Source organism: Streptomyces sp. CB02923 (assembly GCF_001905005.1).
Taxonomy (GTDB): Bacteria; Actinomycetota; Actinomycetes; order Streptomycetales; family Streptomycetaceae; genus Streptomyces.
Genome location: NZ_LWKZ01000023.1, coordinates 681,073 through 706,173 on the forward strand (window position 1 = coordinate 681,073; position 25,101 = coordinate 706,173).

Below are 25,101 nucleotides of genomic sequence, written 5' to 3' on the forward strand. Positions count from 1 at the left end.
GGTGCTCGACTACACGGCGTGGCACCGGTTCACCGTACGCCTCGACCGGGCCAACGGGGCCGGCTGGCAGCCGCTGACCAAGAAGCTGCACGGCGCGCTGTCCGGCGGGGAAAAGGCCATCGCCCTGCACCTGCCGTTGTTCGCCGCCGTCGCCGCGCACTACGAGGCGGTGCCCGGAGCACCCCGGCCCATCCTGCTGGACGAGGTCTTCGTCGGTGTCGACACCGTCAACCGCGGACAGGTCTTCGCCCTGCTCGCCGCACTCGACCTGGACCTCATGCTCACCTCCGACCACGAGTGGTGCACCTACGGGGAGCTGCCCGGCATCGCCGTGCACCAGCTTCTCACCGGGGCGGACGACGACGCCGTCACCAGCGCTCGCTTCGTCTGGAACGGCACCGACCTGGAGGCGGAATGACACCCACCGATCCGGTCACGGGGAAGCGCACCCTGCGCCGCCCCGAGCTGCGTGTCCTGTGGCAGGCGGTCCACGACCGCCTCTCGTCCGGCCGCCCCGTCACCCGCGTGCGTATCGGCCCGCTCGACGAAGCCCAGCGTGAAGCTCTCGCCGACCTCCTCGGCCTGGACCGCTTGCCGCCCGTCCGGCCCTCCGTCGCCCTGGACCGCCTGGAGGAAGCCGTCACCGAACTGTGCGGGCGCACGGTCCACGAAGCCGTCGCCGACCTCGTCGGCCCGCTCGACAACCGTGCGGGGGACCGGCGCCGCCAAGCGGCCGAACGAGCCGGACTCTGGACATGGCTGGACGGCCACCACACCGTACGGGCTCAGCCGGCGCTTGCCGACTGGGCCGCCGCCTGCCGGTCCGCCGGATTGGTCGGCGGCTCACCGGAGCGCACCCGGCACCTGCTCACCGACGCGCTCACCGTCCTCGCGGCGCTCCCTGCCCAGGCCGAGCCCCTGCCGGTCTTCGCCGCCCGCGTCCTGCGAGGAGATGCGCACGCACTCGACGACGGCACCCGCCTGTCTTCCCTCGTCCTGCGCGCCCTGGCCACCCTCCATGACACGGCGCCGCCGCAGTCCGCCGCGGACCGGCGTGCCCTGTGGGTCCGCGCGGGCGTCGCCGACGACGACCTGTCCAGCACCGTCCTGGCCGCCGGACTCCGCCTGTCCGGCGGCGGACTGCTCGCCCGTGTGACGCGGGTGTGTGCCGAGGCGGGGCAGGCGGCCTGCCTGACCCTCGCCCATCTGCGGGCCCCGGGCGAATTCGGCTTCCTCGAAGAGCCGGCTCCCGCCGTCCCACCGGAACTCGCTTTCCCACCGGCCCCCGTGGTCCCATCGGCCCCCGTCGTCCACGTCGTGGAGAACCCCAGCATCCTTGCGCTGGCCGTACGCCGCTTCGGCCCGGACTGCCCGCCGCTCGTCTGTACGTCCGGCTGGCCCAACAGCGCGGCGATCCGCCTCCTGCGGCTGCTCGCGGACCACGGTTCCGCCCTGCGTTACCACGGCGACTTCGACGGTGAAGGCGTCCGCATCGCCGCGTACCTCCTGGACAAGACACCGGCATGCCCGTGGCGCATGACGGCGGCGGACTACCGCGCGGCGGTTGTCCGCCACCCCCACGGTCCTCGGCCCGGCCGCGTCACCGAAGCGCCGTGGGACCCCGGGCTGGCCGAGGCCATGACCGGGCTCGGCGTGGCCGTGGTCGAGGAATTGGTATCCGAAGTGCTGTTGGAGGACCTCTCCGCGTCATACGGCCGGCCGTACCACCGGCCGCCCCCGGAACCACCACCCCCTCGCGCACGGCTATGCCGTGACGACCTCGACGGGCAGGGTCTTGAGGCCGTTGACGAAGTTGGAGCGGATGTGGCGGGGAGCGGCGGTGAGGCGGATGTCGGAGAGGCGGGGGAGGAGTTCCTCGAACATGACGCGCAGCTCCAGGCGGGCCAGTGAGCTGCCCAGGCAGAAGTGCGGGCCGCCCTTGCCGAAGGTGAGGTGGTCGTTGGCGGTGCGGGTGACGTCGAAGCGGTAGGGGGCGTCGAAGACCGTCTCGTCGCGGTTGCCCGAGGCGAACCAGAGGACGACCTTCTCGCCCTCGGCTATCCGCCTGCCGCCCAGCTCGGTGTCGCGGGTGGCGGTGCGGCGGAAGTGGTAGACGGGAGAGGACCAGCGCAGGAATTCCTCGACGGCGCCCGGCATCGAGGAAGGGTCCCGGCGCAGCTTCTCCCGCTGCTCCGGATGGTTGATCAGGGCGAGCATGGCGTGCGAGATGGCGTGCCGGGTCGTCTCGTTGCCCGCGACGACCAGCAGCAGGAAGTAGTTGTCGAAGTCCCGCGCCGACAGCGGCACCCCGTCGGACGGCGGCTGGTTGACGAGCCGGCTCACCAGGTCGTCGCCGTCGCCTCCCCTGCGCCGCGCCGCCAGCTCCCGCCCGTACGCGAAGACCTCCAGCGCCGCGGGGCTGCGGAAGGGCAGGTCGCGGTAGCGCTCGCTCTCCTCGGTGCCGAGCAGTACGTCCGCGTAGTCGGGGTCGGTGTTGCCGATGATGCGGTTGCCCCAGTCGATGAGCCGCCGGGTGTCGTGCGCGGGGACGCCGAGCATGCGGGCGAGGACGTTGATCGGGAAGTCGGCCGCGACCTCCTGGACGAAGTCGAAGCGGCCCTTGGCGAGCGCCGCGTCGAGGGTCCGTGCGGTCAGCCCGCGCAGGAACACCTCGTACGTGGCGACGGCGCGCGGCGTGAACTGCTGCTGCAACAGCCTGCGCATGACCCGGTGGCGCGGTCCGTCGGTCTCCAGGAGGGAGCGGCGTGCCTCGCAGTGCTGCGCGTCGACCTCTTCGAGGTTGGTGAACTCCGTGGAGGTGAACGTTTCGGGGTCGCGGCCGGCGCGCACGATGTCGGCGTGCCGGGTGACGGCCCAGAAGCCGCTGTTGGGCGCGGGCTCCGGCTGCCAGTGGACCGGGTCCTCGCGGCGCAGCGTGTCGAACATCCGCCAGGGCAGCTCGCCGTCGGTGAAGTTGTCGTGGTCGGCGAGGTCGACCGCGTCGAGGGACAGCGGTTCGGGTGTGGTGGGAGCGATGGTCATGGGGAGCTGTCCTCCGGAGGGGCGGGCGGACGGGGCGTACACAGGAGGAAGGCGTCATAGGAGAGCGGCGTCACACGAGGAAGGCGTCATAGGAGGAAGGCGTACTCCTTGAACTCCCAGTCGGTGACGTACTGCTGGAAACGGTCGATCTCGTTGCGCTTGTAGGTGAGGAAGGAGTGGGTGAATTCGGCGCCCAGTACCCCGGTCAGGTCCGTGTCGCCCTCCAGCGCGTCCAGCGCCTCGGTGAGCGTGCCCGGCAGCCGCGCCGCGGTGTCCTGCCCGTAGCCGTAGCCGTCCAGGGGCGCGGGTGGCTCCCGCTTCTCCCGCAGGCCGAGTCCCACAGCGGCGATTGCGCCCGCGACGGCGAGGTAGGGGTTGGCCGTGGCGTCTCCGAGGCGTAGTTCCAGGCGGGTGCCGCTGCCGCGCTCGGGCGGTATCCGTACCATCGCGCTGCGGTTGTCCAGCCCCCAGTCGATCAGCCACGGGGCGAGGCTGTCGGGGCCGAAGCGCTTGTAGGAGTTGACGGTCGGGTTCAGCAGCGCGGTGAGCGCGGGCGCGTGGGTGAGGACACCGGCAATCGCGTGCCGCGCGGCGGAGGACAGGCCGTGCGGATCGCCCTCGCCGCGGCCCTCGAAGACGTTGCGCCCGTCCGCGTCCACCATCGACAGGTGCAGGTGGAAGCCGGAGCCGCCCTCTTCGTTGAAGGGCCTGGCCATGAAGGTCGCCAGCCGCCCTTCCGTGCGTGCGATCTCCTTGACGGCCGACTTGAAGCGGAACGCGCGGTCGGCTGCGTCGAGCGCCGGTGAGTGGTCGAGGTTGATCTCGAACTGGCCGCTGCCGAACTCGCGGTTCCCGGCCGTCACGCCGATCTCCAGTTCCTTGAGGTGCCGCAGCGTGCGCAGCAGGTGGCCGTCGGGGTCGCCGCGCAGCCCCGCGCTGTAGACGTTGCCGGGAGACCTCCCGTACGGCGACCAGCCGGTGACGGCGCCCTCGTCCCGCTCGCACAGGTAGTACTCCAGCTCGGGGCCGATCACCGGGTGCAGTTCCTCGCCGCACCGGTCGAGGACACCGCGCAGCAGGTCGCGCGGGGATTCGAGGGCCGGGCGCCCGGTCGCCGGGTCCAGGGCGTCGCCCAGACACCAGGCGACACCGGGCTCCCAGGGGAGGCCGTGCAGGGTGTCCAGATCGGGCCGGACGGAGATGTCCGGCATGCCTGCCGACAGGCCCCCCGGCATGGGGACGGTGTCGCTCTGCGGGCTGGTGTGGTAGACCGCGCGGCAGAACGCCAGGCCCTGGCGCGCGGCGGTCGGCAGATGACTGACGAGGATGTCGCGGGCGCGGTCGGCGCCGAGCAGGTCGGGGTAGACGACGCGCACCACATCGATGTCCTGTGCTCGCAGCGCCGCGACGGCCTGACGGGCCTGGTCGCCGTGTGCCGGGCTCTGTTCGCTCACCCTGTCCAGCCTTCCTGCGGGGCCTGTGCTCGGGTTCACTCGATATCGTTTGGGGTCGAACAATATGAAGAGGGCGGGTGCCGCGCAAGGGGGCGCGATGGATCGGCGGCGCGATCGGCGCGCTCGTGACAACCCGGGGTCAAGGGCATATCGTACGGGCCCAAACGGTATGCCGAACGAGGAACCCGAGGAGTCCGCCGTGCCCACCGTGCCCACCGTCCGAGGTTTCTTCCCGCCCAGGACCGCCACGGGGCGGGCATCGCTGATCCCGGCCCCGCCCTGGTACTACTCCGGCGACCTGCTCACCATCGAATACCGCACCGATCCCGCGCGGGTCCGCGAACTCCTCCCCGCGCCGCTCGCCCCCGCGGACGAGGACCCCGGTGCCGTCGCGCTCATCTGGGCCGACTGGCAGTCCTGCGGCGCGGGGAAGGAGGAGCTGCTCGACCCGGTGCGCAGCCAGTACAAGGAGTGCTTCGCGGTCGTACGCTGCGGCTACCGCGGCCGTACGTACTCCCGCTGCGTCTACATCTGGGTCGACAAGGACTTCGCCCTCGCCCGCGGAATCCACCAGGGCTACCCGAAGAAGCTCGGCTCCATCCAGATGACCAGGCCCCATCCGTACGGGCCCGCGCCCCGCATCGAGCCCGGCGCCGTCTTCGGCGCGACGCTCGCGGCGGGGGACCGGCGGCTGGCGCAGGCGGTCGCCACGCTGCGCGAGCCGTCGGCGACGGGCGGCTTCGTGAACGGCCACCCGATGGCCCACCACCGCTCGATGCCCTCGGTCGACGGGACGGGACTCGCCCTGGACGAACTGGTCGAGAGCGGGGCCGCTTCCTTCGAAGCAGGCCAGGCGTGGGCAGCGGACGCGGAACTGGAACTCTTCGAGTCGCCCACGGAGGAACTGGCGGCCCTCGCCGTCGCGGAGCCGATCGGGGCCTACTACCGGCAGGTGGGGGTGTGCTGGGACGGGGGGACGGTGCTGGAGCGGAACACGGGCGCGTAGCGGTACGAGCCTGCGCCTGCGCCCCCGCCTCCGTCCCCACGTCGTGTCACCGCGGCGTCACCGTGAAGTCGAAGGGCACGCGCCCCGCGTCGACCGAGGTCAGGCCGCCGTCCACGGTCAGCGTCGCCCCGTTGACGTAGGAGGACCGCGGTCCGAGGAGCCACAGCACGGCATCCGCGACCTCCTCGGCCGACGCCGCGCGCCGCTGCGGCACCAGCGCCGTGGCCCGCGCGTACGCCGCGTCCAAGGGGAGCCCGTCGGCGAACTCCCGCATCTCCTCGTCGGCCATCTCCGTACGCGTCCAGCCCGGACAGACGGTATTGGCGCGCACTCCGCGCGGGCCGAACTCCGCGGCGATGACGTTCGTCAGCATCCCGGCGCCCGCCTTGGACGCGGCGTAAGCGCTCGCGCCCGCGGCGGCGCGCAGCCCGGCGACGGAGCCCACCGTGACGAACGCGCCCCGCGCGGCCGCCAGGTGGGGAAGGGCCGCGCGGGCGAGCAGGAAGACGGAGGTGAGGTTGGTCCGCAGCGTGACGTCCCAGTCCTCGTCGCTGAGTTCGAGCAGGCCGCCGGGGCGGATGGTTCCGGCGTTGGCGACCACGCCGTCCAGGCGGCCGTGGTCCCGCACCACGGCCGCGATCAGCTCCTCGACCTCGCTGCGTACGGTCACATCGGCGACGTAGGGCGTCGCGCCGGACGCGTCCGCGGCCTTGCGCAGCGCCTCGGCGCGCCGTGCGCACACGGCGACACGGGCCCTTTCCTCCGTGCCGCGCGCGGCGATGGCCGCGCCGATCCCACTGCTGGCCCCGGCCACGAGCAGTACGGGCGTCATAGGGAACTCGCTTTCGCTGAAGGGCGGTGCGACGGTGAGCTGAGGACGGAGAAGGGGGCGGGCCCAGGGGAGAGCGGATGCGGCAGGGTGGGCCGGGTTATCGTTTGAGTCCGTAAGGGTCGCGAACGAAAACGGTCGTACAGGGGCGCACGGGACCCGGCAGGGGACTGCCGGCGAGGGCGAGAGACGCGGGAGAACACGACGTGACGGAGCACCGTTCCATCCGGGAGACCGAGAAGGCCGTACAGGCCAAGCTGGGCGACACACCGATCCGGCACGTACAGATGGTCGCGGTGGCGAACATCTACCGCGCCGCAGCGGCCGTGCGGCAGCACTTCGAGAACTCCGTGCTGCGGGGGGCCGAGCTGTCCTGGACCTCGTTCGTCGTGCTGTGGGTCGTATGGATCTGGGGCGAGACGGAGACCCGCCACGTGGCGGAGGAGGCGGGCATCTCCAAGGGCACCCTGACGGGAGTGTGCCGCACGCTCCAGAGCCGGGGCCTCCTCGAACGCAACAGCCACCCCTCCGACGGGCGCCTGGTGCTGCTGCGGCTGACGGACGAGGGCGAGCAGCTGATGGCCGAGGTCTTCCCCGCCTTCAACGCGGAGGAGGTCTTCGTCTCCGAGCGGCTGACCGACGAGGAGTGCCGGACGCTGGCCGATCTCCTGCGGAAGATCGTGGTGCAGACGGAGGAGAACGGGGAGGAGCGGCGGCTCGCCCTCCTCGACGGCGCCGACCCCCGCCCGCGACGCAGCGGACGCCGCCCTTCCCGGCGCTGAGCCGGCCCTCAGGAGAACCGCCCCCTGCCCGCCTCGACCAGCGCCTCGAACAGGCCTTGCTGGGCAGGATCCGAGGCCGCCGTGTCCTCGGGGTGCCACTGCACCGCTGCGAACCACGCACGGCGGCGAGGCAGTTCGAGGGCCTCCACGGTGCCGTCCGCGGCGCGCCCGGTGACCGCGAGCCCTTCGCCCAGCCGGTCCGTGCACTGGTGGTGATAGCACGACACCTCCACCTTGTCGGCTTCCGCCGCGGCCTGCGGACGCACTGCCCCATGGATCCGGCCGCCCGCCATCGCCTTCGCGACCACCGAGCCCGCCGCGAGCGTGACGTGGTGGACGCGGTGCCGGTGCTCGCCCTCCGTGCCGCCCATGTCCTGGCGCAGCGTCCCGCCGAGGGCGACGTTGACGACCTGGAGTCCGCGGCAGACGGCCAGCAGCGGCAGCCCGTTCGCCAGCGCGTGCCGCGCCACCGCGAGGTCGAACGCGTCCTGCTCCGCGTCGACGTCGTAGACCCTGTCGTGGGTCTCGGCACCGGTGTCGTAGAGCTGGGGTGCCACGTCGCCGCCGCCCGGCAGCAGTACGCCGTCGCAGCGGGCCAGCCGCCCGGCGGCCTCATCCGGCGGACCCGGGTGCATCATGAACGGCTCGCCGCCCGCGCGCAGGACGGCTTCCGACAGCGCCCGCGCGGTCACCACGGCGCCGTGGCGCAGCGCCGAAGCCGTGGCGGAGAAGCGCTGGGGGAGGGCGATGAGGGGGCGGGCACCGTACGGCGCGCAGTCCCGCGAGGTGTTCCGGAGGGAGTCCCGCGAAGCGTTCCGGGGGGAGTTCCGCGGGGAGCTTCGCGGAGCGCCGCGGGAGCCGTTGCGCGGGGGGTTCACCACTGGATCCAGGTCGTCTTGAGTTCGGTGTACTTCTCCAGGGCGTGTACGGACTTGTCGCGCCCGTTGCCCGACTGCTTGTAGCCGCCGAAGGGGACGGAAAGGTCACCCTCCTCGTAGCAGTTGACCCAGACGGTGCCCGCGCGCAGGGCACGCGAGAGGCGGTGGGCGGTGCCGAGGTCCGCGGTCCACACGGCGGCGGCGAGGCCGTACTCGGTGTCGTTGGCCAGGGCCACCGCCTCCTCCTCCGTGTCGAAGGTGAGGACGGACAGCACGGGGCCGAACACCTCGTCCCGCGCGAGCCGCATGTCCGGCCGCACCCGGTCGAAGACCGTCGGTTCCAGATAGCTGCCGCCCGGTACGCGGTCCAGCCGGGCGCCGCCGGTGCGCAGCCGGGCGCCCGCCTCCTGCCCGGCCCGTACGTGGGCGAGTACGGCACGGGCGCGGGCCTCGCCCGCCACCGCGCCCATCTCCGTCGCCGGGTCCAGCGGGTCGCCGACACGCAGCGCGCGGGCCCGCCCGACCACCGTGTCCACGACCTGCTCCGCCACCGAGGAGTGCACCAGCAGCCGGGAGGGCGCCGTGCACATCTCGCCCTGGTTGAAGAAGATCCCCCAGGCCGCCGTGGTGGCGGCGGTCTCCAGATCGGGCGCGTCGGGCAGCACGATGTTCGGTGACTTGCCGCCGAGTTCGAGCCAGACGCGCTTGAGGTTGGAGTCGGCGGCGTAGCGCAGGAAGTGGCGTCCCACGGCCGTCGATCCGGTGAACGCGAGGACGTCCACGTCCGGGTGCAGACCGAGGGCGCGCCCCGCCACGGGGCCGTCGCCCGCGACCACGTTGAGTACGCCCGGCGGCAGTCCCGACTCGTCCGCGAGCCGGCCGAGGAGCAGCGCGGACAGCGGCGTCAGCTCGGACGGCTTGAGTACGGCCGTACAGCCGGCGGCGAGCGCGGGGGCCAGCTTCCAGGAGGCGAGCGAGAGCGGGAAGTTCCAGGGGACGACCGCGCCGACGACGCCGGTGGGTTCGCGCGTGACGAGGGCGAGCGCGGCGGGGCCGGTGTGCGGGGACTCGTCGTGCAGTTTGTCCGCGAGCTGTCCGTACCAGCGGAACGTGGCGATGGTGGCGCGCAGTTCGATGCCGTACGCCTCGCTGACCGGTTTGCCGTTCTCCAGGCTGACGGCCAGGGCGAGTTCCGTGCGATGTTCCTCGATCAGGTCGGCGAGGCGCAGCAGGGCGCGGCCTCGCGCGGCCGGGGAGAGGCGGGGCCAGGGGCCCGCGTCGAAGGCGCGCCGGGCCGCGTGGACCGCGCGGCCCACCTCCCGCTCCCCGGCGTCCGCGACGACGGCCAGCTCACGGCCGTCGCGCGGGGACAGGACGCGGAAGGACGCGCCCGAGCCGTCCTCGTCCGCGCCCGCGATGCGATGGCGGGTGGGCGGAACCCACCGGTCCGCCCGGCGAAGCCAGGTGTCGTGGCTGGTGTCACTCTCCGGCATGGGCACCTCTCCCGTCTCTCCCGGCCCTTGCGGTACCGGGCTCCGGCATGACGTTTGGGGTCAAATGATAGCCGCAGGGGGCCGTCGGGGAAGGGGTTGACCACCCGGAGCGGCGCCGCCTATTTTGTTTGGCCTCAAACGAAATGGAGGCTGTGATGGCTCTCCCCGCGCCCGCACCGGGCTCCTTGACCGCCGACAGCACCGCCACGGTGGCCGGAGTCACGGTCGACACCCGCCACTGGATCGGCGGCGAACGCGTCGCCTCCGCAGGCACCTTCACCGACCGCTCACCCATCGACGGAGCGCCGCTCGCCGAGATCGCGCGGGGCGGTGCCGAGGAGGCACAGGCGGCCGTCGCCGCGGCCCACGACGCGTTCCCCGGCTGGGCCGCTACCCCGCACCGGGAGCGCGCCCGGCTGCTGCACGCCGTCGCGGACGGCGTCGAGGCGCGCCTCGAAGACCTCGCCGCCGTCGAGACCGCGGACAACGGCGCGCTGCTGCGCTCGCACCGGCACGGCGTGATGCCCCGCGCGGCGCACAACCTCCGCTTCTTCGCCGACCGCCTGCTCGCCCTCGGCCACGACGACTTCGCGACGCGCGGCCACACCAACCACGTGACCTGGGACCCGGCCGGCCCCGCCGCGCTCGTCACACCGTGGAACGCGCCGCTGATGCTGGCCACATGGAAGATCGGCCCCGCGCTGGCCGCCGGTGACCCGGTGATCCTCAAGCCCGCCGAATGGTCCCCGCTCACCGCCTCGCTCTTCGCGGACATCGCCGCCGGGGCGGGGCTGCCCCCAGGGGTCCTCAACGTCCTCCAGGGGTACGGGGACGAGGCCGGCGCACCCCTGGTGTCCGACGCGCGCGTGCGCCGCGTCAGCTTCACGGGGTCCGTGCCCACGGCGCGGCACATCGCCCGCGCCGCGGCCGCGAACCTGGTCCCCACCAGCTTCGAACTCGGCGGCAAGTCCCCGCTGCTCGTCTTCGCCGACGCCGACCTCGACCTGGCCGCCGACCTGGCCGTCGAGCAGTACGACAACGCGGGCCAGGTATGTCTGGCCGCGACCCGGCTGCTCGTCGAGGACTCCGTACGGGACGCCTTCCTGGAGCGCTTCACCGACCGGGCCCGCGCCCTCGTCCAGGGGGACCCGCGCGAGGAGTCCACCGGCATCGGCCCCACCATCCACCCCCGGCACCTGGAGCGGGTCGACGGCTTCGTCCGGCGGGCCCTGGCGGACGGCGCCACCGCGATCCTCGGCGGCGGCCCGCACACCGAGCTGAACGAGCGGACCGGCGGCACCTACTACCGGCCGACGCTGCTGACCGACGTCGCGCAGGACTCGGAGATCGTGCAGGAGGAGGTCTTCGGCCCCGTGCTCACCCTCCAGAGCTTCCGCACCGAGGACGAGGCCGTGGCCCTCGCCAACGACACCCGCTACGGACTGGCCGCCACCCTCGTCACCGGCGACCGCGAGCGCGCGGACCGCGTCGGCGCGCGGCTCGTCGCCGGGACGGTCTGGGTCAACTGCTTCTTCGTCCGCGACCTCGCCGCGCCCTTCGGCGGCTCCCGCGAGTCCGGCCTGGGGCGCGAGGGCGGCGACTGGAGCTTCGACTTCTACTGCGATGTGAAGAACACCGTCACGGCACCGAAGGGGTGGCAGCGCCATGGGTGAGATCGTCGGGGCCGGTCTCCTCGCCCACGTCCCCACCATCGTCCTGCCCGAAGCGGGCCGCCGGGAGCTGAACGCGGGCCGCGAGGTCAGCCTCGTACCCGGTCTGCGCCGACTGCGCCGGGACGTCTTCGAGACGCTCGACTACGACACGGTCGTCGTCCTGGACTCGCACTGGGCGACCACCGTCGAGTTCGTCATCGCCGCGCAGGACAGGAGGGCCGGGCTCTACACCTCGGACGAACTGCCGCGCGGCATGTGCCGTATGCCCTACGACTTCCCCGGCGACCCCGAACTCGCCCGCGCCACCGCCACGTTCGCGGACCGGCACGGCACCTGGATCACCCCGATCGACGATCCCTGCCTGCCGGTCCACTACGCCACCGTCAACCTCTGGACGTACCTGGGGCAGGGGCTGCCCGACAAGCGGTGGGTCTCCGTCGGCGTGTGCCAGACCGGGGACGCCGAGGACCACCTCCGGCTCGGCCGCGCGCTCGCCGACGGCATCGCCGCCCTGCCGGACCGCAAGGTGGTGCTGATCGCCTCCGGCGCGCTCTCCCACACCTTCTGGCCCCTGCGCGAACTGCGCGACCACGAAGCGAGCGACCCCGTGCACCTCCGCACCCCCGCGGCGCGTGCCGCCGACGAGGAGCGGATCGCGTGGTTTCTGCAGGGTGACCACGCGCGCGTGCTGCGCACCATGCCGGAGTTCGCCGCCCACCGGCCCGAGGCGGGCTTCGGGCACTACCTGATGATGGCGGGCGCGCTGGGCGAGGAGCGCCTGACCGCGCCCGCGCGCGCTTGCAGCGCGTACGAGAACTCGATCGGTACGGGACAGATCCACCTGTGGTTCGACCGCCCGGCGGCAGGCTGGGCCCGAGAGGGGCGCCCCGTGACCAGGTCCGTGACCAGGCCCGTGACCAGGATGGAGGCGTCATGAACACGACGCACAGCCCAGGCGAGGACGGGACCCGCGAATACCGCCGCATCCTGCTCGACGGCACCGCCGTCCACGTCGTGCGGGACGGCGACGAACTGCTGGCAGGCGACGGCCGCCGCGTGAAGGCGGCCGACGCCCTGCACCTGCCGCCCGTACAGCCGTCGAAGGTGATCGCCGTACACCTCAACCACCGCAGCAGGGTGGAGGAGTTCCAGATCTCGCTGCCGTCCGCGCCCACGTTCTTCCACAAGCCCGTCTCCGCGCTCAACGCGCACGGGGGCGCGGTGGTCCGCCCCGAAGGCTGCCGGTACCTCAACTACGAGGGCGAGATCGCGCTCGTCATCGGCCGCGAGTGCCGCAACGTCGCGCCGGACGACGCCGGGCACTGCATCGCGGGCTACACCGTCGCGAACGACTACGGCCTGCACGACTTCCGTGACACCGACGCCGGTTCGATGCTGCGCGTCAAGGGTTCCGACACGCTCTGCCCCCTCGGCCCCGGGCTGGTGACCGGGTGGGACTTCCGCGGCAAGTACCTGCGTACGTACGTCAACGGGCAGCTGATGCAGGACGGTTCGACCGACGAGATGACGTGGGACATGCACTACCTCGTCGCCGACATCGCCCGGACCATCACCCTCGTCCCCGGCGACGTCCTCCTCACGGGCACCCCCGCCCACTCGCGCCCCGTCCGGCCGGGCGACGTCGTGGAGGTCGAGGCGGAGGGCCTGGGCCGGCTGACCAACCACATCGTGGCGGGCCCGACGCCCGTCCGGAACGACTGCGGAGCCCAGCCGACAGCCTCGGAGGAAGTCCTGTCCACGGCCTTCGGCGGCGACTGGGAGCACCGCGGCATCCGGCCTCCCCGGCGGTCCTAGAGCGGTACGAGGTCGGCGGCGGCCCGTAACTTCTCGTATGGCCGGGCCCTGTCGGCGGGCATCCTGGCGTTGAGCCTGGTCCGGCCGTGGGGTCCGGCGTTCCCGCGCCGGGCCCCACGTCACCCGGCCACTGAGTTCTGCCGGACGCGGTCGGCGGACACGGCCGTGGCGGCGAACAGCCCGGCGACCCGCTGCTGCTCCGTCGTGGTCTGCGGGAGGAGGTACGCGCAGGCGACGTACACCGTGAGGTTGACGGCCAGTCCCACGATCCCCGAGGTCAGGCCGCTCAGCCAGGGGATGGAGGTGGGGTAGACCGCCGAGAGCCCGGCGGCGGTGACGAAGCCGGCCACCGTCCCGGCGACCGTGCCGGTCCGGTTGCCGCGCTTCCAGAAGAGTCCGAGGAACTGCGGGACGGCGAGCTGCACCACTCCCTGGTACGCCATGATCGACAGCGTGATGAGGTTGCCGAGCCCGATGTTGGCGACCAGCGCGGAGGCCACCGTGTAGACGGCGATGGAGATCTTCGCCGCCAGCAGCCGCCCCTTGTCGTTCATCGGCCGGTACACCGCGACCAGATCGTTGGCGATGAGCGTGCCCACGGACTGGAGCACCCCGTCCGCCATGCCGATCTGGGCGGCCAGGATGCACAGCGCTATCGCGATGACGACCCACGGGCCGCCGATGTGCTGGGCCAGGGTGAACAGGGCGCGGTCGGGGTCGTCGGAGACGCCGGGCAGCGTCCCGGACAGCAGGGCGGCGGTCAGCAGCAGCCCGGCGAAGACGAGCGAGGCGGGCATGACGAACACGGCGGAGCGCTTGACGCTCCGTACCCCGTCCGCGGTGAAGAGCCGGACGAACATTCCCGACAGGCACCAGCCGCCCACCGAGCCGGTGAAGGTCAGCGCGAAGAGGTAGAGCCCGCCGCTGCCGCCGCCGCTCACGGGCAGCGTCAGCCGCTCCAGCGGCAGCCGCGCGAACCCGTGGCCGTGCACGGCCAGATAGACGATGAGCCCCACCAGCAGGACCGACCCGAAGACGTACGCGATCATGCCCTGGTAGAAGTCCGTGACGACCACTCCGCGCATGCCCATGCGCACGGTCCAGAACTGGCGGGCCACCAGCACCAGCACGCCCGCGAGCACCGACTGGGAGTAGCTGAGGTGACCGAAGGAGATGTAGTAGAAGATCAGCCCCATGGCCTGCATCCCGAGCACGGTCATCGGGAAGTTGACCAGGACCTGGATCAGCGCGGGCACGGTGCGCGACGACGTCCCGCCGTAGCGCAGCCCGAACAGGTCCGACTGGGTGCGCAGCCCGTACCGTTCCCCCCACATCCACACGCGCCGGGACATCAGGTACATCAGCAGGTACGCGAACAGGCCGTAGACCAGCAGATGGAAGCCGATCACGCCGCTGCGCGCCGCCAGACCGGCGTCGGCGATGAAGACCGAGCCGGGAAACCAGGTGTTGAGGACGGACATGGTCTGATAGCCGCTGCCGAAGCTGCGCCCGCCTACGGCGTAGTCGGTGAAGTCGGCGTCGCGCCTGCGGTGCACGTACAGCGTGAGGAGTACTCCGCAGAAGAAGAGCACCACCATGCCGTAGCCGAGGAACACATTCACTGGGGCGAGCCCCTCTCCGGTCCGAGGAGGTGTCAGTCGATCTCGCCGCGGGCCGCCTCGACGCCGTACAGCGCGATGACGCCGGCCGAGATGTGCGCGCCGAGGGCGAGGAAGTAGCAGAAGGACAACGGGATTCCGCCCTGGAACCGCGGATCGCCCGCGGCCCAGTACACCGGCGGTGCCAGCGCCAGTACGGCATCGAGTGTGAACCAGCAGCCGAACAGCGCCCACTTCCGCCGCGGGGAGAGGGCGACGGCCCAGCGGGCGAAGCGCCCGGACAGCGCTCCGGAGTACGGCTGGACGGACGGCCGCGACGGCTGCGGCCTCCCCGCACCGGGTGGCACGCCGACGGGCTTGCGGTCACCGACCGCTTCGTCACCGGGCTTCCTGCTACCGGACGTCCGGCCACCGGGCATCCGGTCACCGGGCATCATGGACGACCTCCCCGTCGAAGACCGTCATCGCCACCGGCATCGACGCGATCTCGTGCGGGTCCGCGTGCGCGAGATCGCCGTCCACGACGCAGAGATCGGCCGCCTTGCCGGGCTCCAGCGTCCCCTTCCAGCTCTCCGCGAAGTCCTGCCACGCGGCGTTCGAGGTGTACGCGCGGATCGCGGTCTCCCGGTCGACGCACTGCTCGGGGCCGCTCTGCCGTCCGCTCGCCTTCGCCTCCCGCAGCATCATCGAGGCCACGCCCCGGCGCCAGTCGGGGTAGGTGATGGGCGCGTCCGAGCTGGCGGTGACCGGGATCCCGGCCTCCACGGCGCTGCGTACGGGCCACTGGTAGGCGGAGCGCGCGGGCCCCACGATCGCGTCCATCGCGTCCGCGGTGGCGTCCTTGACGCCGGGGTTCATGTTGATGCCCCAGCCGTGCCGGGCGAGCGTGGCGAGCGAGCGGGCCGAGGCGAAGTCGCCGTGGATGACGTAGTGCCGGGCGTCCGGGCGCGGGGACTCGGCCTGTGCCGCTTCGAAGGCTTCGACGACCGCGTCGATGCCGTGGTCCCCGGTGATGTGCACGCCGAGCTGGTGGCCGGCGGCGTGGGCGTAGCGCACGATCGTGTTCAGCTCCCCGACGCGCTGGACGTCGTTGTGGCCGTGCAGGCAGAGGCTGCCGTGCCCGCCGCCCTCGTACTCCTCGTGCATCCAGGCCGTGCGGCTCGGCGGGATGCCGTCGGCGAACAGCTTGACGCCGAGGACGCGCAGCCGCCGCGGATCGGCCGCCGCGCACACCCCCTCCAACTGAGCCAGCCGGTCCGGCAGATGCCGTGCCGCGCCGCCCATCTCCAGGGGGAGCAGCAGCACACTGACCCGCGCCCGCAGTTCCCCGGCCGCCTCCAGGCGGGCGTACACGTTGAGCGTCCCGGTGTCCGCGACTCCCAGGAAGAGCGAGGTGCCCCCGGGGCCGAGGCCCGGCTCGGTGAAGCTGGTGATGCCCTCGGCGTGGCAGACCGCGATGGCGGAGCGGACGGCGGCCTCGCGCGCGGTGTCGTCCATCAGCGGGACCACCGCGTTCACCAGGTCCTGCGCGCCCTCCCGGAGGATGCCCGTCGGGGCGCCGTCGGCGTCGGTCTCGATGACGCCGCCGGGCGGCACCGGTGTGGCGGCGGTGATGCCGGCGATCTCCAGGGCACGGGAGTTGAGCCAGGAGGTGTGCCCGGAGAACTCGTACAGCAGCACCGGGTGCTCCGGCGACACCTCGTCCAGGTCCTGGCGCCGTGGGGTACGGCCCGGCTCGGCCAGGCACTCCTTCAGGTAGCCGGTGTCCCATCCGTTGCCGAAGACCCAGGAGCCCCGCGGGAGCCCGGCGGCTTTGCGGCGTACGGCCTCGCGTATGCCGGCGATCGACGACACGGCGGGGGAGGCGACGTCGAGGGCGAGCGGCGGCCGGGTGGCGCCGAAGGCGGCGGCGTGCAGATGCGAGTCGTTGATCCCGGGGAGTGCGGTGCGCCCTTCGAGGTCGACGACCTCGGTACCGGGCCCGACGAGTGCGCGGATCTCGCCGGTGGTGCCGGTCGCCGCGATCAGGCCGTCGCGTACGGCGACGGCCTGCGTGCTGCGGAACGCGGCGTCGACGGTCAGCACGGTGCCGTTGACCAGCACGAGGTCTGCGGGTCCGGGCATGGAAGACCCCTTTCCGTCCGTTGTCGTTTGGGCCCAAACATATGCCCGGTGGCTGTCCCCGGCGCAAGGGGGCTGCACGAATTCCCCACCGTGCCACCCGGCGCCGCCGCATCGCCCGCCGCCACGGCATCACCCGGCGAGCCGCTCCACCCGCCGCATCACCTCGCGGCAGAAGTCCCCGACCCCCTCCGGGTCGTCCGTGAACTGCGACGGCTTGATGCAGAACGTCGTGAAGCCCTGCTCCATCTGCTCCGGCACGGCCTCCAGCGCCTGTTCGAGACCGGCCACCGACGTTCCGTCGGGGAAGACGGCACGGGTCCCGCCGACCATCTCCAGTCCGGACATGTCGCGCCTGGCCTCCGCCATCGCCGCGCGCAGCTTCTCCAGCTCGCCCGGCGCGGGCCGCCCCAGCGGGTTGAAGCCGTGGCCGTACGTCACCAGGCGCCGCAGTACCGCATCGTGCAGCGTCGAACCGCCGAACCACAGCTCCGGGCCGCCCGCCCGGTACGGCTTCGGCTCCAGCCAGGCGTCACGGAAGCGGTAGTGCTCGCCCTCGAAGGCGGCGGGGCCCGGCTGCCAGAGCAGCTTCCAGGCGGCCAGGTGCTCGTCGAGCAGCCGGCCGCGCCGGTCGAACGGCACCTGGAGTGCGGCGTATTCGTCCTCGCTCCAGCTCACCGTCGGAAGGACGACGAGCCGCCCCTCGCTCAGCAGGTCGAGCGTGGCCAGCTCCTTGGCCAGCAGGAGCGGGTGGCGCAGCGGCGCCAGCACGGCCGCGGCGGCGAGCCGGATCCGCTCGGTGACGGCGGCCATGGCGGAGAGCAGGACGACGGAGCTGGGCCATGGCGTGTCCGGGGCCTGATTTCCCGGCAGGGCGTATTCGCGCGGGTTGGGCATCGGGCCCTTGGCCCCGGAGTCCGGGCCGAGCACGATGTGTTCGCTGAGCATGACCGAGTCGAACCCGGCGTCCTCCGCCTCGCGGGCCCAGCGCACCAGGGCGCCGAGGTCGCAACGGCCGCCGGTCATGGTCCAGTTCTCGGTCAGTACGAGCGTCATACGGGGGTGGGGCTCGGTCATCCGGACTCCCGGCCGCGTTCGAGACGTATTGTTTGGCCCCAAACGGTAGGCCGCTGCGTCGCCTTCTTCAAGGGTCGTGCCGAACCCGGCCCCGCGCCCGTGCGGGGTGCGGACGGCCGGCGCGGCCGTGGCGGTCCGCCGCGCGAGCCCGCGATGACCTATTTGATCGTATCCTTCGAAATCTTGCCCCTGGGTGATCAAGGCTCTTACGCTGGTTGCCCATACGTTTACCTCGACCACGCACGGAGAGGTTGCGCTGCGGATATGTCCCTCGAACCGGTCAGGGAAAAAGTCGGAATCGACCCCCGCTACTCGTGGAAAATTCCGCTCGACAGATCACCGGCTTCATGTCCGCCCTTCCGGTCGGTCTGGTACATAGCGCTTCCGCTGACAACGGCACACCGCGGAAGCCATTCCGGGGGAGGTGCGCAGATCGCCGGGGCGGGCAGTCAGGAGAGGTACGTGAATGAGGGCACCGTCTACCCTCATTCCTCGCTCGTGGAAATGGCCACGTACCACGAAATCTGCTTCCCCGAAATACCGTGGCGCTACCTCGACATGAGCCACACCGGATGGCAGTCGATACGCGAGCAGATCCACGAGAACCCGCCGGACGTGGCGGCCTTCACGGTGTACACCGCCACCGCGCCGTGGGCGTTCATCGTCGCGGCCGAGATCAAGCTGGTGAATCCCGGCGCGGTCATCGTGTTCGGGAACGACCACGCGGCCATCCTCTACGAGGAGGTGCTCACCGGCCGGTACGGGAGCCGCCTCGTCGACTTCGTGGGCACCGGCAACAACGGGCCGTTCACGATGATGGGCCTGCTGTACGCGCTGAGCGGGGACCTGGAACAGGAGCGGGTGCCGTCCCTCGCCTACCGTCGGGGCGGGGCCGTCGTCCACCAGGATGCCTCCGCCTACCCCCTGAACCGGCGCCGGATGCCGGACTACTCCCTGATCTCCGACCAGCTGGTGGAGCACTACGACAAGGCGTTCAAGACCTGGTACGCGGGCCACTACGACCTCCAGCGCATGATCACGATGGCCATCGACGGCGGCTGCCACTGGGGCGAGTCACCCCGGCGCCGCTGCAAACACTGCTCGATCCAGGGACTGACGCCGAAGACGGCCGCGATCGGGGAGACCGTCTCCGCTCTGGAGCAGGCCGTCGGCACCCTCGGAGCCAACGTCTACGCCGCGGGCGACTCCACCCTGGGATTCTCCCGGGGCCAGTGGCAGGGCCAGTTCTCCCTGCTCGACGACCTGGCGGAGGCCTGCGCGGCCTCACCGGTCCTGCGGGACCGGCGTTTCATGCTCGCCTACGGCCTCGTCTACGAATTCCTGCACTCCGCGAAACTCTGCCAGGGATTCGTCCGCACCTGGAACGTCGGACTGGAGGCATTCGACCCGAAGCTGCTCAAGCAGAACTCGAAAGGCATCAACAAGGGCCCCGACCGCATATACGAGGCACTGGAACTCGCCCGCGACCTCGACTACCGGCTGTATGTGTCCGGAATCCTCGGACTGCCGGGAACGGACACCGCCCAGCTCCGCTCCGAGGTCGACAACTGGCTGGCCCTGGCCCAGCAGTACCAGGACATCATCACCACCGTATCCGTCGCCGCTCCGGCCATCGTGCCCGGTTCCCGGATGTACTGGGAGGCCTACAACTCCAGCCCCGAGGTGCGTTCCTGGCACGGCGAGATCCTGCCGTCCAGAAAACTGACCGAGCTGTATCTGCGCACCAACACGGAGGTACGGCTCGCCGATGTCGAAGCGGCTCTGACGGACCTGGGGCGAGGCGTGATCCAAATGGGCGAGGCGGGCAGCGGCATGAAATTCGGAGGCTACATGCTCGGCGGCACGGACCAGGAAGAGCGACAGGAACAGGACCTCCTCGACGACCTGTGCCGACAGCTGTGAGCCGTACCGCGGCCTTCGGAGAGGTGGCCCATGCCGTTACGTGAGGACAGCATCCAGCACCCCATCTGTCTGCTCCGGCCGACGCTGCTCACCGCCGCCACGGGCGCCACCTGCAGCCCCCGCCCCTCCCTGCGCCGCAGCCTGCTGGAACTCCTGGCCATGTCGGCCGAGCAGCCGGTGGCGACCGGCGTCATCGTCGAGGAACTCTGGGGAGGCGCGCCGCCCCTCCAGCCGGAACAGGCGGTCCAGGCGCACGTCGGCCGGCTGCGCAGAACGCTCACGCGCCTCGGATGGAGCCGGACGCTGCAGGTGTGCACGGTGGGCGGCGGCTATCTGCTCGACGTCTCGCCTTCGTGGGTGGACGCCCTGCACTTCGAACGGCTGGTGCGCGAGGCCACCGCGCTGAGCTCCACCCGTACCGAGGCCGCCATCCGGATCGTCGACCAGGCACTGGCGATCTGGCAGGGGCAGCCGTTCGGCGGCGCCGTCGACGGCGAGTGCCACCGCCTCGCCGCACAGTCGTGGGAGGAGCTGCGCACGCTGGCACTGCGCACCTGGGCGCAGGCCCAGCTGCGCACCGGCCGTCCGCAGGCCGTGGTGGCCCGGCTGCACCCCGAGGTGCCGGCCGGGTCGGCGGACGAGGGACTGAACATGATCCTGATCACGGCCCTGTGCCGGATGGGCCGCAAGGTGGACGCCATGGAGATCTACCGGTCCCTGCGGAACAGGCTGGTGCGCGACTACGGCATCGAACCCTCCCCGGATCTGCAGTCCCTGTACCAGCGCATGCTGCTCGACGAGGCGGACACCCGCCTCCGGATCGAACTGCCCTCCCCGGCTACCGCGCCCTGATCTGCTCGCAGACCTTGGTCACCGTCTCCGACACGGTGGCGTAGAGGTCGAACTCCGCGGCCTTGATCTCCACGCCGAGTTCGCGGCGCAGCAGCTGACTGAAGTCCACGACGCTCAGCGAGTCGACCCCCAGGTCCAGCAGCAGGGCCTCGGAGTCGACCGGTCCCTCCACCTCCAGCTCGCGCAGCCATGCGCCGACCAGCTCCTCGATCTTCTCCCTGGTGTACGTGTCCGCGTCCATGACTCTCCTTGTCGTCAGCTCCGTGGGGCGGAGGCCGGACGGGCCGCCCTCACCATTCCCGTCAGTGCGGTGCCACCGCCGATCTCGCGGAAGTGCGGTGCGGGCATGCCGTGCAGCTCCCGCAGCGTGTCGTGCCAGAGCACCGGGTGCGTCAGGTGCCGTACCAGCAGTTCCGGCAGCCGCTGCCGGTCGTGGGGACGGGCCGTCACATTGGACAGCACCGGGACCGCCGGATCTGCCCAGGGCAGCCCGGCCGCCGCGGAGGCGAACTCCCGCGCGGCCGCGTCCATGAGACGGGTGTGGAACGCGCCGCTCACCCGCAGCGGCAGTACCCTGCACAACCCGCTCGCGGTCAGTTCCCCTGCCAGATCGCGCAGTTGCGGCCCGGGACCGCCCAGCACCAACTGCCGTGGCCCGTTGACCACGGCGAGACTCACGTCCCGGTGGCGTACGGGGTCCAGCAGCGGACGCAGACCGTCCCAGCCGAGGCCCCGCACCGCCAGCATGCCGCCGCCGGTGACCACGGCCATGGCCTCGGCGCGGCGGAGCACCAGCCGCAGCCCGTCGGTGAACTCCATCGCTCCCGCGCATTCGAGGGCGTTGTACTCGCCGAGGCTGTGGCCGCAGAGCACATCGGGCGGCGGTGCGGCGGCGTCCAGCGCCGCCCGCCACGCCACGGCGCCGACGACGTACAGAGCGGGCTGCGCGTAGCGCGTGTCGTCCAGCCGTTCCCGTGGTCCGTGCTCGCACAGGTCACGCACCGAGTAACCGAGGACGGCGTCCGCGGCGGCGACCAGTTTTGGCGCGGCGTCCCATCGGCCCGCACCCATGCCGACGCGCTGGCTTCCCTGCCCGGGGAACATCCAGATCTCGGTCATGTGCGCGCTTCGAGGCGGCCGGGACGCTCGGTGCCCCGCAGTTCCGAAGCCGCGGTCGGCACGCCGGTCATCGGGGAAAACCGTCCGTCCACGCGTACTGCCGCCGGTAGTCCTGCACCCCGGTCAGCATCAGCCGGGGCGCGCCCGCCTTCTCCACGTGCCGCAGGACCGGTTGCGCCGCCTCCAGGTCGACGCCCGTGTCGCGGACACCGGCGGGCACATCGGTGCCGGCGAGCCGCGCGTACGCGTCGAAGGACAGCGGGCAGCGGCTGTCCAGCGCCTCCCGGACACCGCCCCCGGCCACGCGGTCCGCGGCACCGGGCGCGATGTCGCAGCCGTAGAACTCCGCGGAGCACCCCGACCCGTAGGAGAACACCCCCGCGGTGGCCGCTTCGCGGCTGCCGCTGTGCGCCACGGCGCTGATCAGGCACAGCAGGGAGGTGCCGGTGTACATGTTGCCGGTGCGGCGCACATACGCGAGCGACGGTTCGACCCGGCGCTCGAAGTCGGCCTGGATCTCCGCGGGCGGCAGTCCCACGACATCGCGGGTGAGCGTGCGGTGCGCGCCCTTGACCATCGCCGCGAACGGGGTGTGCATGGCGAGCAGGTCGAAGTCCCGCATGAAGTCCGCCCCCGGCGACCTGGCCGAGTAGTCCTGCCAGCAGGAGCGCAGGCACTCCAGGTAGCTCAGCAGGGACAGGTCGGGGTCGATCACCTCCTGCGTGTACGACGGCCGGAGCGTGTCGGACACGTCGTCGCTGTGCAGTCCACTCAGCCCGGGACGCAGAGCGGCGATGCGGGGCTCGGCCGACACCAGCACCGCCACACCGCCGACCCCCGTGACGGTCTCCGGCAGGCTGTGCAGGGGATGGTGGCCGATGTCCCCGGTGACGACCAGGGCACGGGCATCGGGCCGTGGACTCGTCGCCACCACGGCCGCGGCCAGCTGCACGGCGGCGGTCCCCGAATAGCAGGCCTGCTTGAACTCCAGGGTGCGGCAGGCGCCGGGCAGGCCCAGCAGGCGGTGTACCGCTCCGCCGAGCGACTTGCTCAGGTCGAGACCGCACTCGGTGGCGAACACCAGCAGCTCGATGGTCTCCCGCTCATCCGGCGTCAGCTGTTCCAGGACCCGCCGCCCGGCGGTCGCGCCGAACACCACGGGGTCGTCGCACGGCAGTGCCACGCCCCGCGCCTCCATGCCCAGGGCGCGCACCCGGCGGTCGTGTGCCGCGTCGCCCCGGCACAGTTCGTCCACCGCGACCACGGCCGCACCGCAGTCCACGCCGACCGCGTCGATGCCGACCGTCCGGACCTCGTCCGCGTGCCTCGTCATGCCGAGCCGTCCTCTCCTGCCCCGGCACCGGCCCCGGCGCGGGCCAGCACGAGCGAGCAGCTGATGCCGCAGAACGCGTAGCTGGAACTGACGGCCAGGGCGAGGTCTGCCTGCACGGTGTCCCGTGGGGCGAAGGTGAGCCCGTCCGTACAGGGCCGGGTGAGCTGGGGATTGCCGTGGCAGAAGCCGTCCCGCAGCTGGATCGCCGTGGCGAGGAGCTCCAGCAGGCCCGAGGCGCCGAAACAGTGGCCGGTGAGGGCCTTCGAGGAGTTGACCAGCGGGCGGGTACCGAAGAACTCGGCGAGGGAGCGCGCCTCGATCTCGTCGCCGACGCGGGTGCCCGCCGCGTGGGCGTTGACGTAGTCGACGTCGCGCGCGTCGACACCGGCCCGTTCCAAGGCCCGGCGCAGTGCGGTCCGCTGTCCCGCGGGCAGCGGGTCGGCGGCCCGCCTCCCGTCCAGGGCCTGGCCGTGGCCGAGGAGCAGCGCGAGCGGTTCACTTCCGCGCCGTACGGCGTCCCCGACGGGTTCCAGCAGCACCGCTGCCGCCCCCTGACCGGGGACGAAACCGGTGCGGCCGAGGTCGAACGGGCGGCACAGCGTCCGCGGGTCGCGGCGCGGCACGACCCCGCCCAGCGCTCCGGCCTGCCGCAGAGCGGTCAGCTCCACGGCCGAGTACTCCGTCGCGGGCGCCACGATCAGGCAGCGCGCCACCTCCCCGGAAGCCACCAGACGGGCCGCCTGGAGCACGGCCAGCGCGCCGCCGGCCGCCGACGCGCCGAGCACCCAGCCCTCGCCCACGGCTCCCGTGACCTGGCTGACGGTGCCCACCACGTCGACGTCCATGTGCGTCAGCGCGTACGACGGTGCCACGTGGCCCCGCTCGGCGAACGTCACCGCGGTCTCCGCCTGATGCCGCGGGGAGAGGTTGCCGCCCGCCACGATCAGCGCGCAGTCCTGGAGGTCCTGGGGGGACAGGCCCGCGTCGTGCACGGCCGCGGCGGCGACGCACGCCGCGGTGATCGCGGGCAGCGTCCCGCGCGCCGAGACGGCGGTCAGCCGCTCCCGCAACCGGGGCGCCCGGACCAGGTGGTCGCGTGCCCAGGCGGACGGCTCGAAGCCGCCGAGGGAGGCGACGGCTCCGGCACCGGCCTGCTCGTACACGGACCCCTCGGCGGGAGCGGCGATGGCGGACCGCGTGCCGGCGAGCACCTTGACGTAGTCGTCGAGACCGCCCGCGTGTCCGGTGAGGACGGCGCCCGCGGTCAGGGACAGGGGGGTGACGGTCCGTGGGCGGTGTGCGGTCATCCGTGTTCCCGGTACTGCTCCAGGACGGTCGCGAGGGCACCGAGGTTCTGGGCCGCGGCCAGTCTCTCCGCGGGGGCCCGCACGCCCAGCCGGTGCATCGCCTGGGCCACGATGTCGGCCCGGTCCAGCGAGGAGGCATCCAGCTGGTGCAGCGAGTTCTCGGGCGTCACCGCGTCCGCCGGGGTCTGGGGAAGCACGTCCAGTACGGCCTCCCGCAGGACCGCGAACGCCTCGGCGGGCGGCTGCTGCCCCGCCTCCCCGTCCGCCCGGCTCGCCAGGTAGGCGGCGAAGAGGGCCGGGGTCGGGTACTCGCGCAGCAGCGCCTCGTCGTCCGACCTGCCCAGCCGGCCGTTGAGCACCACGATGAGCTCCACCTTGAGGATCGAGTCCATGCCCAGGTCGGCGAACGTGGTGTCGTCCGTCGCCGCGTCGACGTCGGTCATCAGAACCTCGGCGAGGCATTCCCGGACGACGGCGAGGAACGGCGGCTCCGCGTCCGTGCCGTCTGTACCGACCGTCAACTTGACGTAGTACGAGGCCAGTTGACGGGGAGTGGCGTGCTCGTTCAGCTCGGCGGCCCTGACCCGGCGGTCGAACACGCTGTTGAGCGACTCCAGCAGCTCCACGGTGAGGATGCTGTCGAGACCCTGGTCGACGAGCGGGATGTCGGGATCGACCTCCTCCGGAGCGACGAAGAGCACCTTGGCCGCGCTGCCCACGACCGTGTGCAGCGCATCCTGGGCGGCAGCGTCGCCGTTGCTTGGCAGGGACACGATTT

At 72.1% G+C, this 25,101-nt stretch carries 22 protein-coding genes and 1 pseudogene; 9 read left to right on the plus strand and 14 right to left on the minus strand.

Features of this window, described 5'->3' with window-relative positions:
- Position 1 precedes the first annotated feature (1 nt).
- Positions 2–418 carry an SbcC/MukB-like Walker B domain-containing protein gene (locus A6A06_RS42900; RefSeq protein WP_242440857.1) on the plus strand — a complete coding sequence of 139 codons (417 nt, stop codon included), beginning with the start codon at positions 2–4 and terminating at the stop codon, positions 416–418.
- The gene (locus tag A6A06_RS21140) at positions 415–1,911 is read left to right on the plus strand and encodes a TIGR02679 family protein (protein ID WP_443333764.1); all 1,497 of its coding nucleotides are present in this window, start codon (positions 415–417) and stop codon (positions 1,909–1,911) included. Before A6A06_RS42900 ends, A6A06_RS21140 begins: the two co-directional genes overlap by 4 nt.
- A gap of 9 nt (positions 1,912–1,920) precedes the next feature.
- Here the strand turns inward: A6A06_RS21140 and A6A06_RS21145 are convergent.
- A pseudogene (locus A6A06_RS21145) lies at positions 1,921–3,042 on the minus strand (cytochrome P450); the annotation flags it as partial.
- An 86-nt stretch (positions 3,043–3,128) separates the two neighbouring features.
- Positions 3,129–4,496 (minus strand): glutamine synthetase family protein, encoded by a 1,368-nt coding sequence (locus A6A06_RS21150; protein ID WP_073762834.1) that lies wholly within the window; start codon positions 4,494–4,496, stop codon positions 3,129–3,131.
- A gap of 208 nt (positions 4,497–4,704) precedes the next feature.
- On the opposite strand from A6A06_RS21150, the gene A6A06_RS21155 reads away from it, so the two are divergent.
- The gene (locus A6A06_RS21155; protein WP_073763285.1) at positions 4,705–5,502 is read left to right on the plus strand and encodes an acetoacetate decarboxylase family protein; all 798 of its coding nucleotides are present in this window, start codon (positions 4,705–4,707) and stop codon (positions 5,500–5,502) included.
- Positions 5,503–5,548: 46 nt separating this feature from the next.
- Here A6A06_RS21155 and A6A06_RS21160 read toward each other — a convergent pair whose 3' ends face one another.
- A complete protein-coding gene (locus A6A06_RS21160; RefSeq protein ID WP_073762835.1) occupies positions 5,549–6,334 on the minus strand; it encodes an SDR family NAD(P)-dependent oxidoreductase in 786 nt (261 codons plus the stop codon).
- A 203-nt stretch (positions 6,335–6,537) separates the two neighbouring features.
- On the opposite strand from A6A06_RS21160, the gene A6A06_RS21165 reads away from it, so the two are divergent.
- Complete coding sequence (locus tag A6A06_RS21165) at positions 6,538–7,113, plus strand: MarR family winged helix-turn-helix transcriptional regulator (protein WP_073762836.1); 576 nt, start codon at positions 6,538–6,540, stop codon at positions 7,111–7,113.
- Between the two features lie 8 nt (positions 7,114–7,121).
- On the opposite strand, the gene A6A06_RS21170 is transcribed toward A6A06_RS21165, so the two are convergent.
- Together A6A06_RS21170 and A6A06_RS21175 are read right to left on the minus strand one after the other, a co-directional pair.
- Positions 7,122–7,862 (minus strand): gamma-glutamyl-gamma-aminobutyrate hydrolase family protein, encoded by a 741-nt coding sequence (locus A6A06_RS21170; RefSeq protein WP_073763286.1) that lies wholly within the window; start codon positions 7,860–7,862, stop codon positions 7,122–7,124.
- Positions 7,863–7,987: 125 nt separating this feature from the next.
- The gene (locus A6A06_RS21175) at positions 7,988–9,484 is read right to left on the minus strand and encodes an aldehyde dehydrogenase (protein ID WP_073762837.1); all 1,497 of its coding nucleotides are present in this window, start codon (positions 9,482–9,484) and stop codon (positions 7,988–7,990) included.
- Between the two features lie 155 nt (positions 9,485–9,639).
- Here A6A06_RS21175 and A6A06_RS21180 point away from each other — a divergent pair, with 155 nt between their 5' ends.
- Genes A6A06_RS21180 through A6A06_RS21190 form a run of 3 tightly spaced genes read left to right on the plus strand, consistent with a single transcriptional unit; the run spans position 9,640 to position 12,972 of the window.
- Entirely contained in the window at positions 9,640–11,157 is a 1,518-nt protein-coding gene (locus A6A06_RS21180; RefSeq protein ID WP_199931031.1) for an aldehyde dehydrogenase, read from the plus strand.
- Positions 11,150–12,094: a 3,4-dihydroxyphenylacetate 2,3-dioxygenase gene (locus A6A06_RS21185; protein WP_073762838.1), complete on the plus strand. Its 945-nt coding sequence runs from the start codon at positions 11,150–11,152 to the stop codon at positions 12,092–12,094. Before A6A06_RS21180 ends, A6A06_RS21185 begins: the two co-directional genes overlap by 8 nt.
- The gene (locus A6A06_RS21190; RefSeq protein ID WP_073762839.1) at positions 12,091–12,972 is read left to right on the plus strand and encodes a fumarylacetoacetate hydrolase family protein; all 882 of its coding nucleotides are present in this window, start codon (positions 12,091–12,093) and stop codon (positions 12,970–12,972) included. The genes A6A06_RS21185 and A6A06_RS21190 overlap by 4 nt, the downstream gene beginning before the upstream one ends.
- A gap of 119 nt (positions 12,973–13,091) precedes the next feature.
- Here A6A06_RS21190 and A6A06_RS21195 read toward each other — a convergent pair whose 3' ends face one another.
- The 4 genes from A6A06_RS21195 to A6A06_RS21210 form a co-directional block, all read right to left on the minus strand.
- Positions 13,092–14,594: a sodium:solute symporter family protein gene (locus A6A06_RS21195; protein ID WP_199931032.1), complete on the minus strand. Its 1,503-nt coding sequence runs from the start codon at positions 14,592–14,594 to the stop codon at positions 13,092–13,094.
- Between the two features lie 32 nt (positions 14,595–14,626).
- Complete coding sequence (locus tag A6A06_RS21200; RefSeq protein ID WP_073762840.1) at positions 14,627–15,028, minus strand: hypothetical protein; 402 nt, start codon at positions 15,026–15,028, stop codon at positions 14,627–14,629.
- On the minus strand, positions 15,015–16,715 hold the full coding sequence (locus A6A06_RS21205) for an amidohydrolase (protein ID WP_073762841.1): 1,701 nt from the start codon (positions 16,713–16,715) through the stop codon (positions 15,015–15,017). Before A6A06_RS21205 ends, A6A06_RS21200 begins: the two co-directional genes overlap by 14 nt.
- A gap of 129 nt (positions 16,716–16,844) precedes the next feature.
- On the minus strand, positions 16,845–17,789 hold the full coding sequence (locus A6A06_RS21210; RefSeq protein ID WP_073762842.1) for a TIGR03619 family F420-dependent LLM class oxidoreductase: 945 nt from the start codon (positions 17,787–17,789) through the stop codon (positions 16,845–16,847).
- Between the two features lie 462 nt (positions 17,790–18,251).
- Here A6A06_RS21210 and A6A06_RS21215 point away from each other — a divergent pair, with 462 nt between their 5' ends.
- Both A6A06_RS21215 and A6A06_RS21220 read left to right on the plus strand, forming a co-directional pair.
- Positions 18,252–19,712, plus strand: coding sequence for a B12-binding domain-containing radical SAM protein (locus A6A06_RS21215; protein ID WP_199931033.1), 1,461 nt, complete (start codon positions 18,252–18,254; stop codon positions 19,710–19,712).
- A gap of 30 nt (positions 19,713–19,742) precedes the next feature.
- Positions 19,743–20,564 (plus strand): AfsR/SARP family transcriptional regulator, encoded by an 822-nt coding sequence (locus A6A06_RS21220; protein WP_073762844.1) that lies wholly within the window; start codon positions 19,743–19,745, stop codon positions 20,562–20,564.
- Here the strand turns inward: A6A06_RS21220 and A6A06_RS21225 are convergent.
- From A6A06_RS21225 to A6A06_RS21245, 5 genes are all read right to left on the minus strand, one after another.
- Positions 20,551–20,805 (minus strand): acyl carrier protein, encoded by a 255-nt coding sequence (locus A6A06_RS21225; protein ID WP_073762845.1) that lies wholly within the window; start codon positions 20,803–20,805, stop codon positions 20,551–20,553. The genes A6A06_RS21220 and A6A06_RS21225 overlap by 14 nt on opposite strands.
- Before the next feature lie 14 nt (positions 20,806–20,819).
- Positions 20,820–21,683, minus strand: a complete 864-nt coding sequence (locus A6A06_RS21230; protein WP_073762846.1) for an ACP S-malonyltransferase — start codon at positions 21,681–21,683, stop codon at positions 20,820–20,822.
- A gap of 67 nt (positions 21,684–21,750) precedes the next feature.
- On the minus strand, positions 21,751–23,016 hold the full coding sequence (locus A6A06_RS21235) for a hydroxymethylglutaryl-CoA synthase family protein (protein ID WP_073762847.1): 1,266 nt from the start codon (positions 23,014–23,016) through the stop codon (positions 21,751–21,753).
- Positions 23,013–24,323: a beta-ketoacyl synthase N-terminal-like domain-containing protein gene (locus tag A6A06_RS21240; RefSeq protein WP_073762848.1), complete on the minus strand. Its 1,311-nt coding sequence runs from the start codon at positions 24,321–24,323 to the stop codon at positions 23,013–23,015. The genes A6A06_RS21235 and A6A06_RS21240 overlap by 4 nt, the downstream gene beginning before the upstream one ends.
- Positions 24,320–25,096 (minus strand): phosphopantetheine-binding protein, encoded by a 777-nt coding sequence (locus tag A6A06_RS21245; protein WP_073762849.1) that lies wholly within the window; start codon positions 25,094–25,096, stop codon positions 24,320–24,322. Before A6A06_RS21245 ends, A6A06_RS21240 begins: the two co-directional genes overlap by 4 nt.
- Positions 25,097–25,101: the final 5 nt, after the last annotated feature.

What these genes read in the sequence shown, in the direction of transcription:
- A6A06_RS21140 (WP_443333764.1), top strand. Translation starts at nt 415, where the DNA reads ATGACACCCACCGATCCGGTCACGGGGAAGCGCACCCTGCGCCGCCCC.
- A6A06_RS21180 (WP_199931031.1), top strand. Translation starts at nt 9,640, where the DNA reads ATGGCTCTCCCCGCGCCCGCACCGGGCTCCTTGACCGCCGACAGCACC.
- A6A06_RS21175 (WP_073762837.1), bottom strand. Translation starts at nt 9,484, where the DNA reads ATGCCGGAGAGTGACACCAGCCACGACACCTGGCTTCGCCGGGCGGAC.
- A6A06_RS21220 (WP_073762844.1), top strand. Translation starts at nt 19,743, where the DNA reads ATGCCGTTACGTGAGGACAGCATCCAGCACCCCATCTGTCTGCTCCGG.
- A6A06_RS21235 (WP_073762847.1), bottom strand. Translation starts at nt 23,016, where the DNA reads ATGACGAGGCACGCGGACGAGGTCCGGACGGTCGGCATCGACGCGGTC.
- A6A06_RS21225 (WP_073762845.1), bottom strand. Translation starts at nt 20,805, where the DNA reads ATGGACGCGGACACGTACACCAGGGAGAAGATCGAGGAGCTGGTCGGC.
- A6A06_RS21230 (WP_073762846.1), bottom strand. Translation starts at nt 21,683, where the DNA reads ATGACCGAGATCTGGATGTTCCCCGGGCAGGGAAGCCAGCGCGTCGGC.
- A6A06_RS21210 (WP_073762842.1), bottom strand. Translation starts at nt 17,789, where the DNA reads ATGACCGAGCCCCACCCCCGTATGACGCTCGTACTGACCGAGAACTGG.
- A6A06_RS21160 (WP_073762835.1), bottom strand. Translation starts at nt 6,334, where the DNA reads ATGACGCCCGTACTGCTCGTGGCCGGGGCCAGCAGTGGGATCGGCGCG.
- A6A06_RS21240 (WP_073762848.1), bottom strand. Translation starts at nt 24,323, where the DNA reads ATGACCGCACACCGCCCACGGACCGTCACCCCCCTGTCCCTGACCGCG.
- A6A06_RS21200 (WP_073762840.1), bottom strand. Translation starts at nt 15,028, where the DNA reads ATGATGCCCGGTGACCGGATGCCCGGTGGCCGGACGTCCGGTAGCAGG.
- A6A06_RS21185 (WP_073762838.1), top strand. Translation starts at nt 11,150, where the DNA reads ATGGGTGAGATCGTCGGGGCCGGTCTCCTCGCCCACGTCCCCACCATC.
- A6A06_RS21205 (WP_073762841.1), bottom strand. Translation starts at nt 16,715, where the DNA reads ATGCCCGGACCCGCAGACCTCGTGCTGGTCAACGGCACCGTGCTGACC.
- A6A06_RS21190 (WP_073762839.1), top strand. Translation starts at nt 12,091, where the DNA reads ATGAACACGACGCACAGCCCAGGCGAGGACGGGACCCGCGAATACCGC.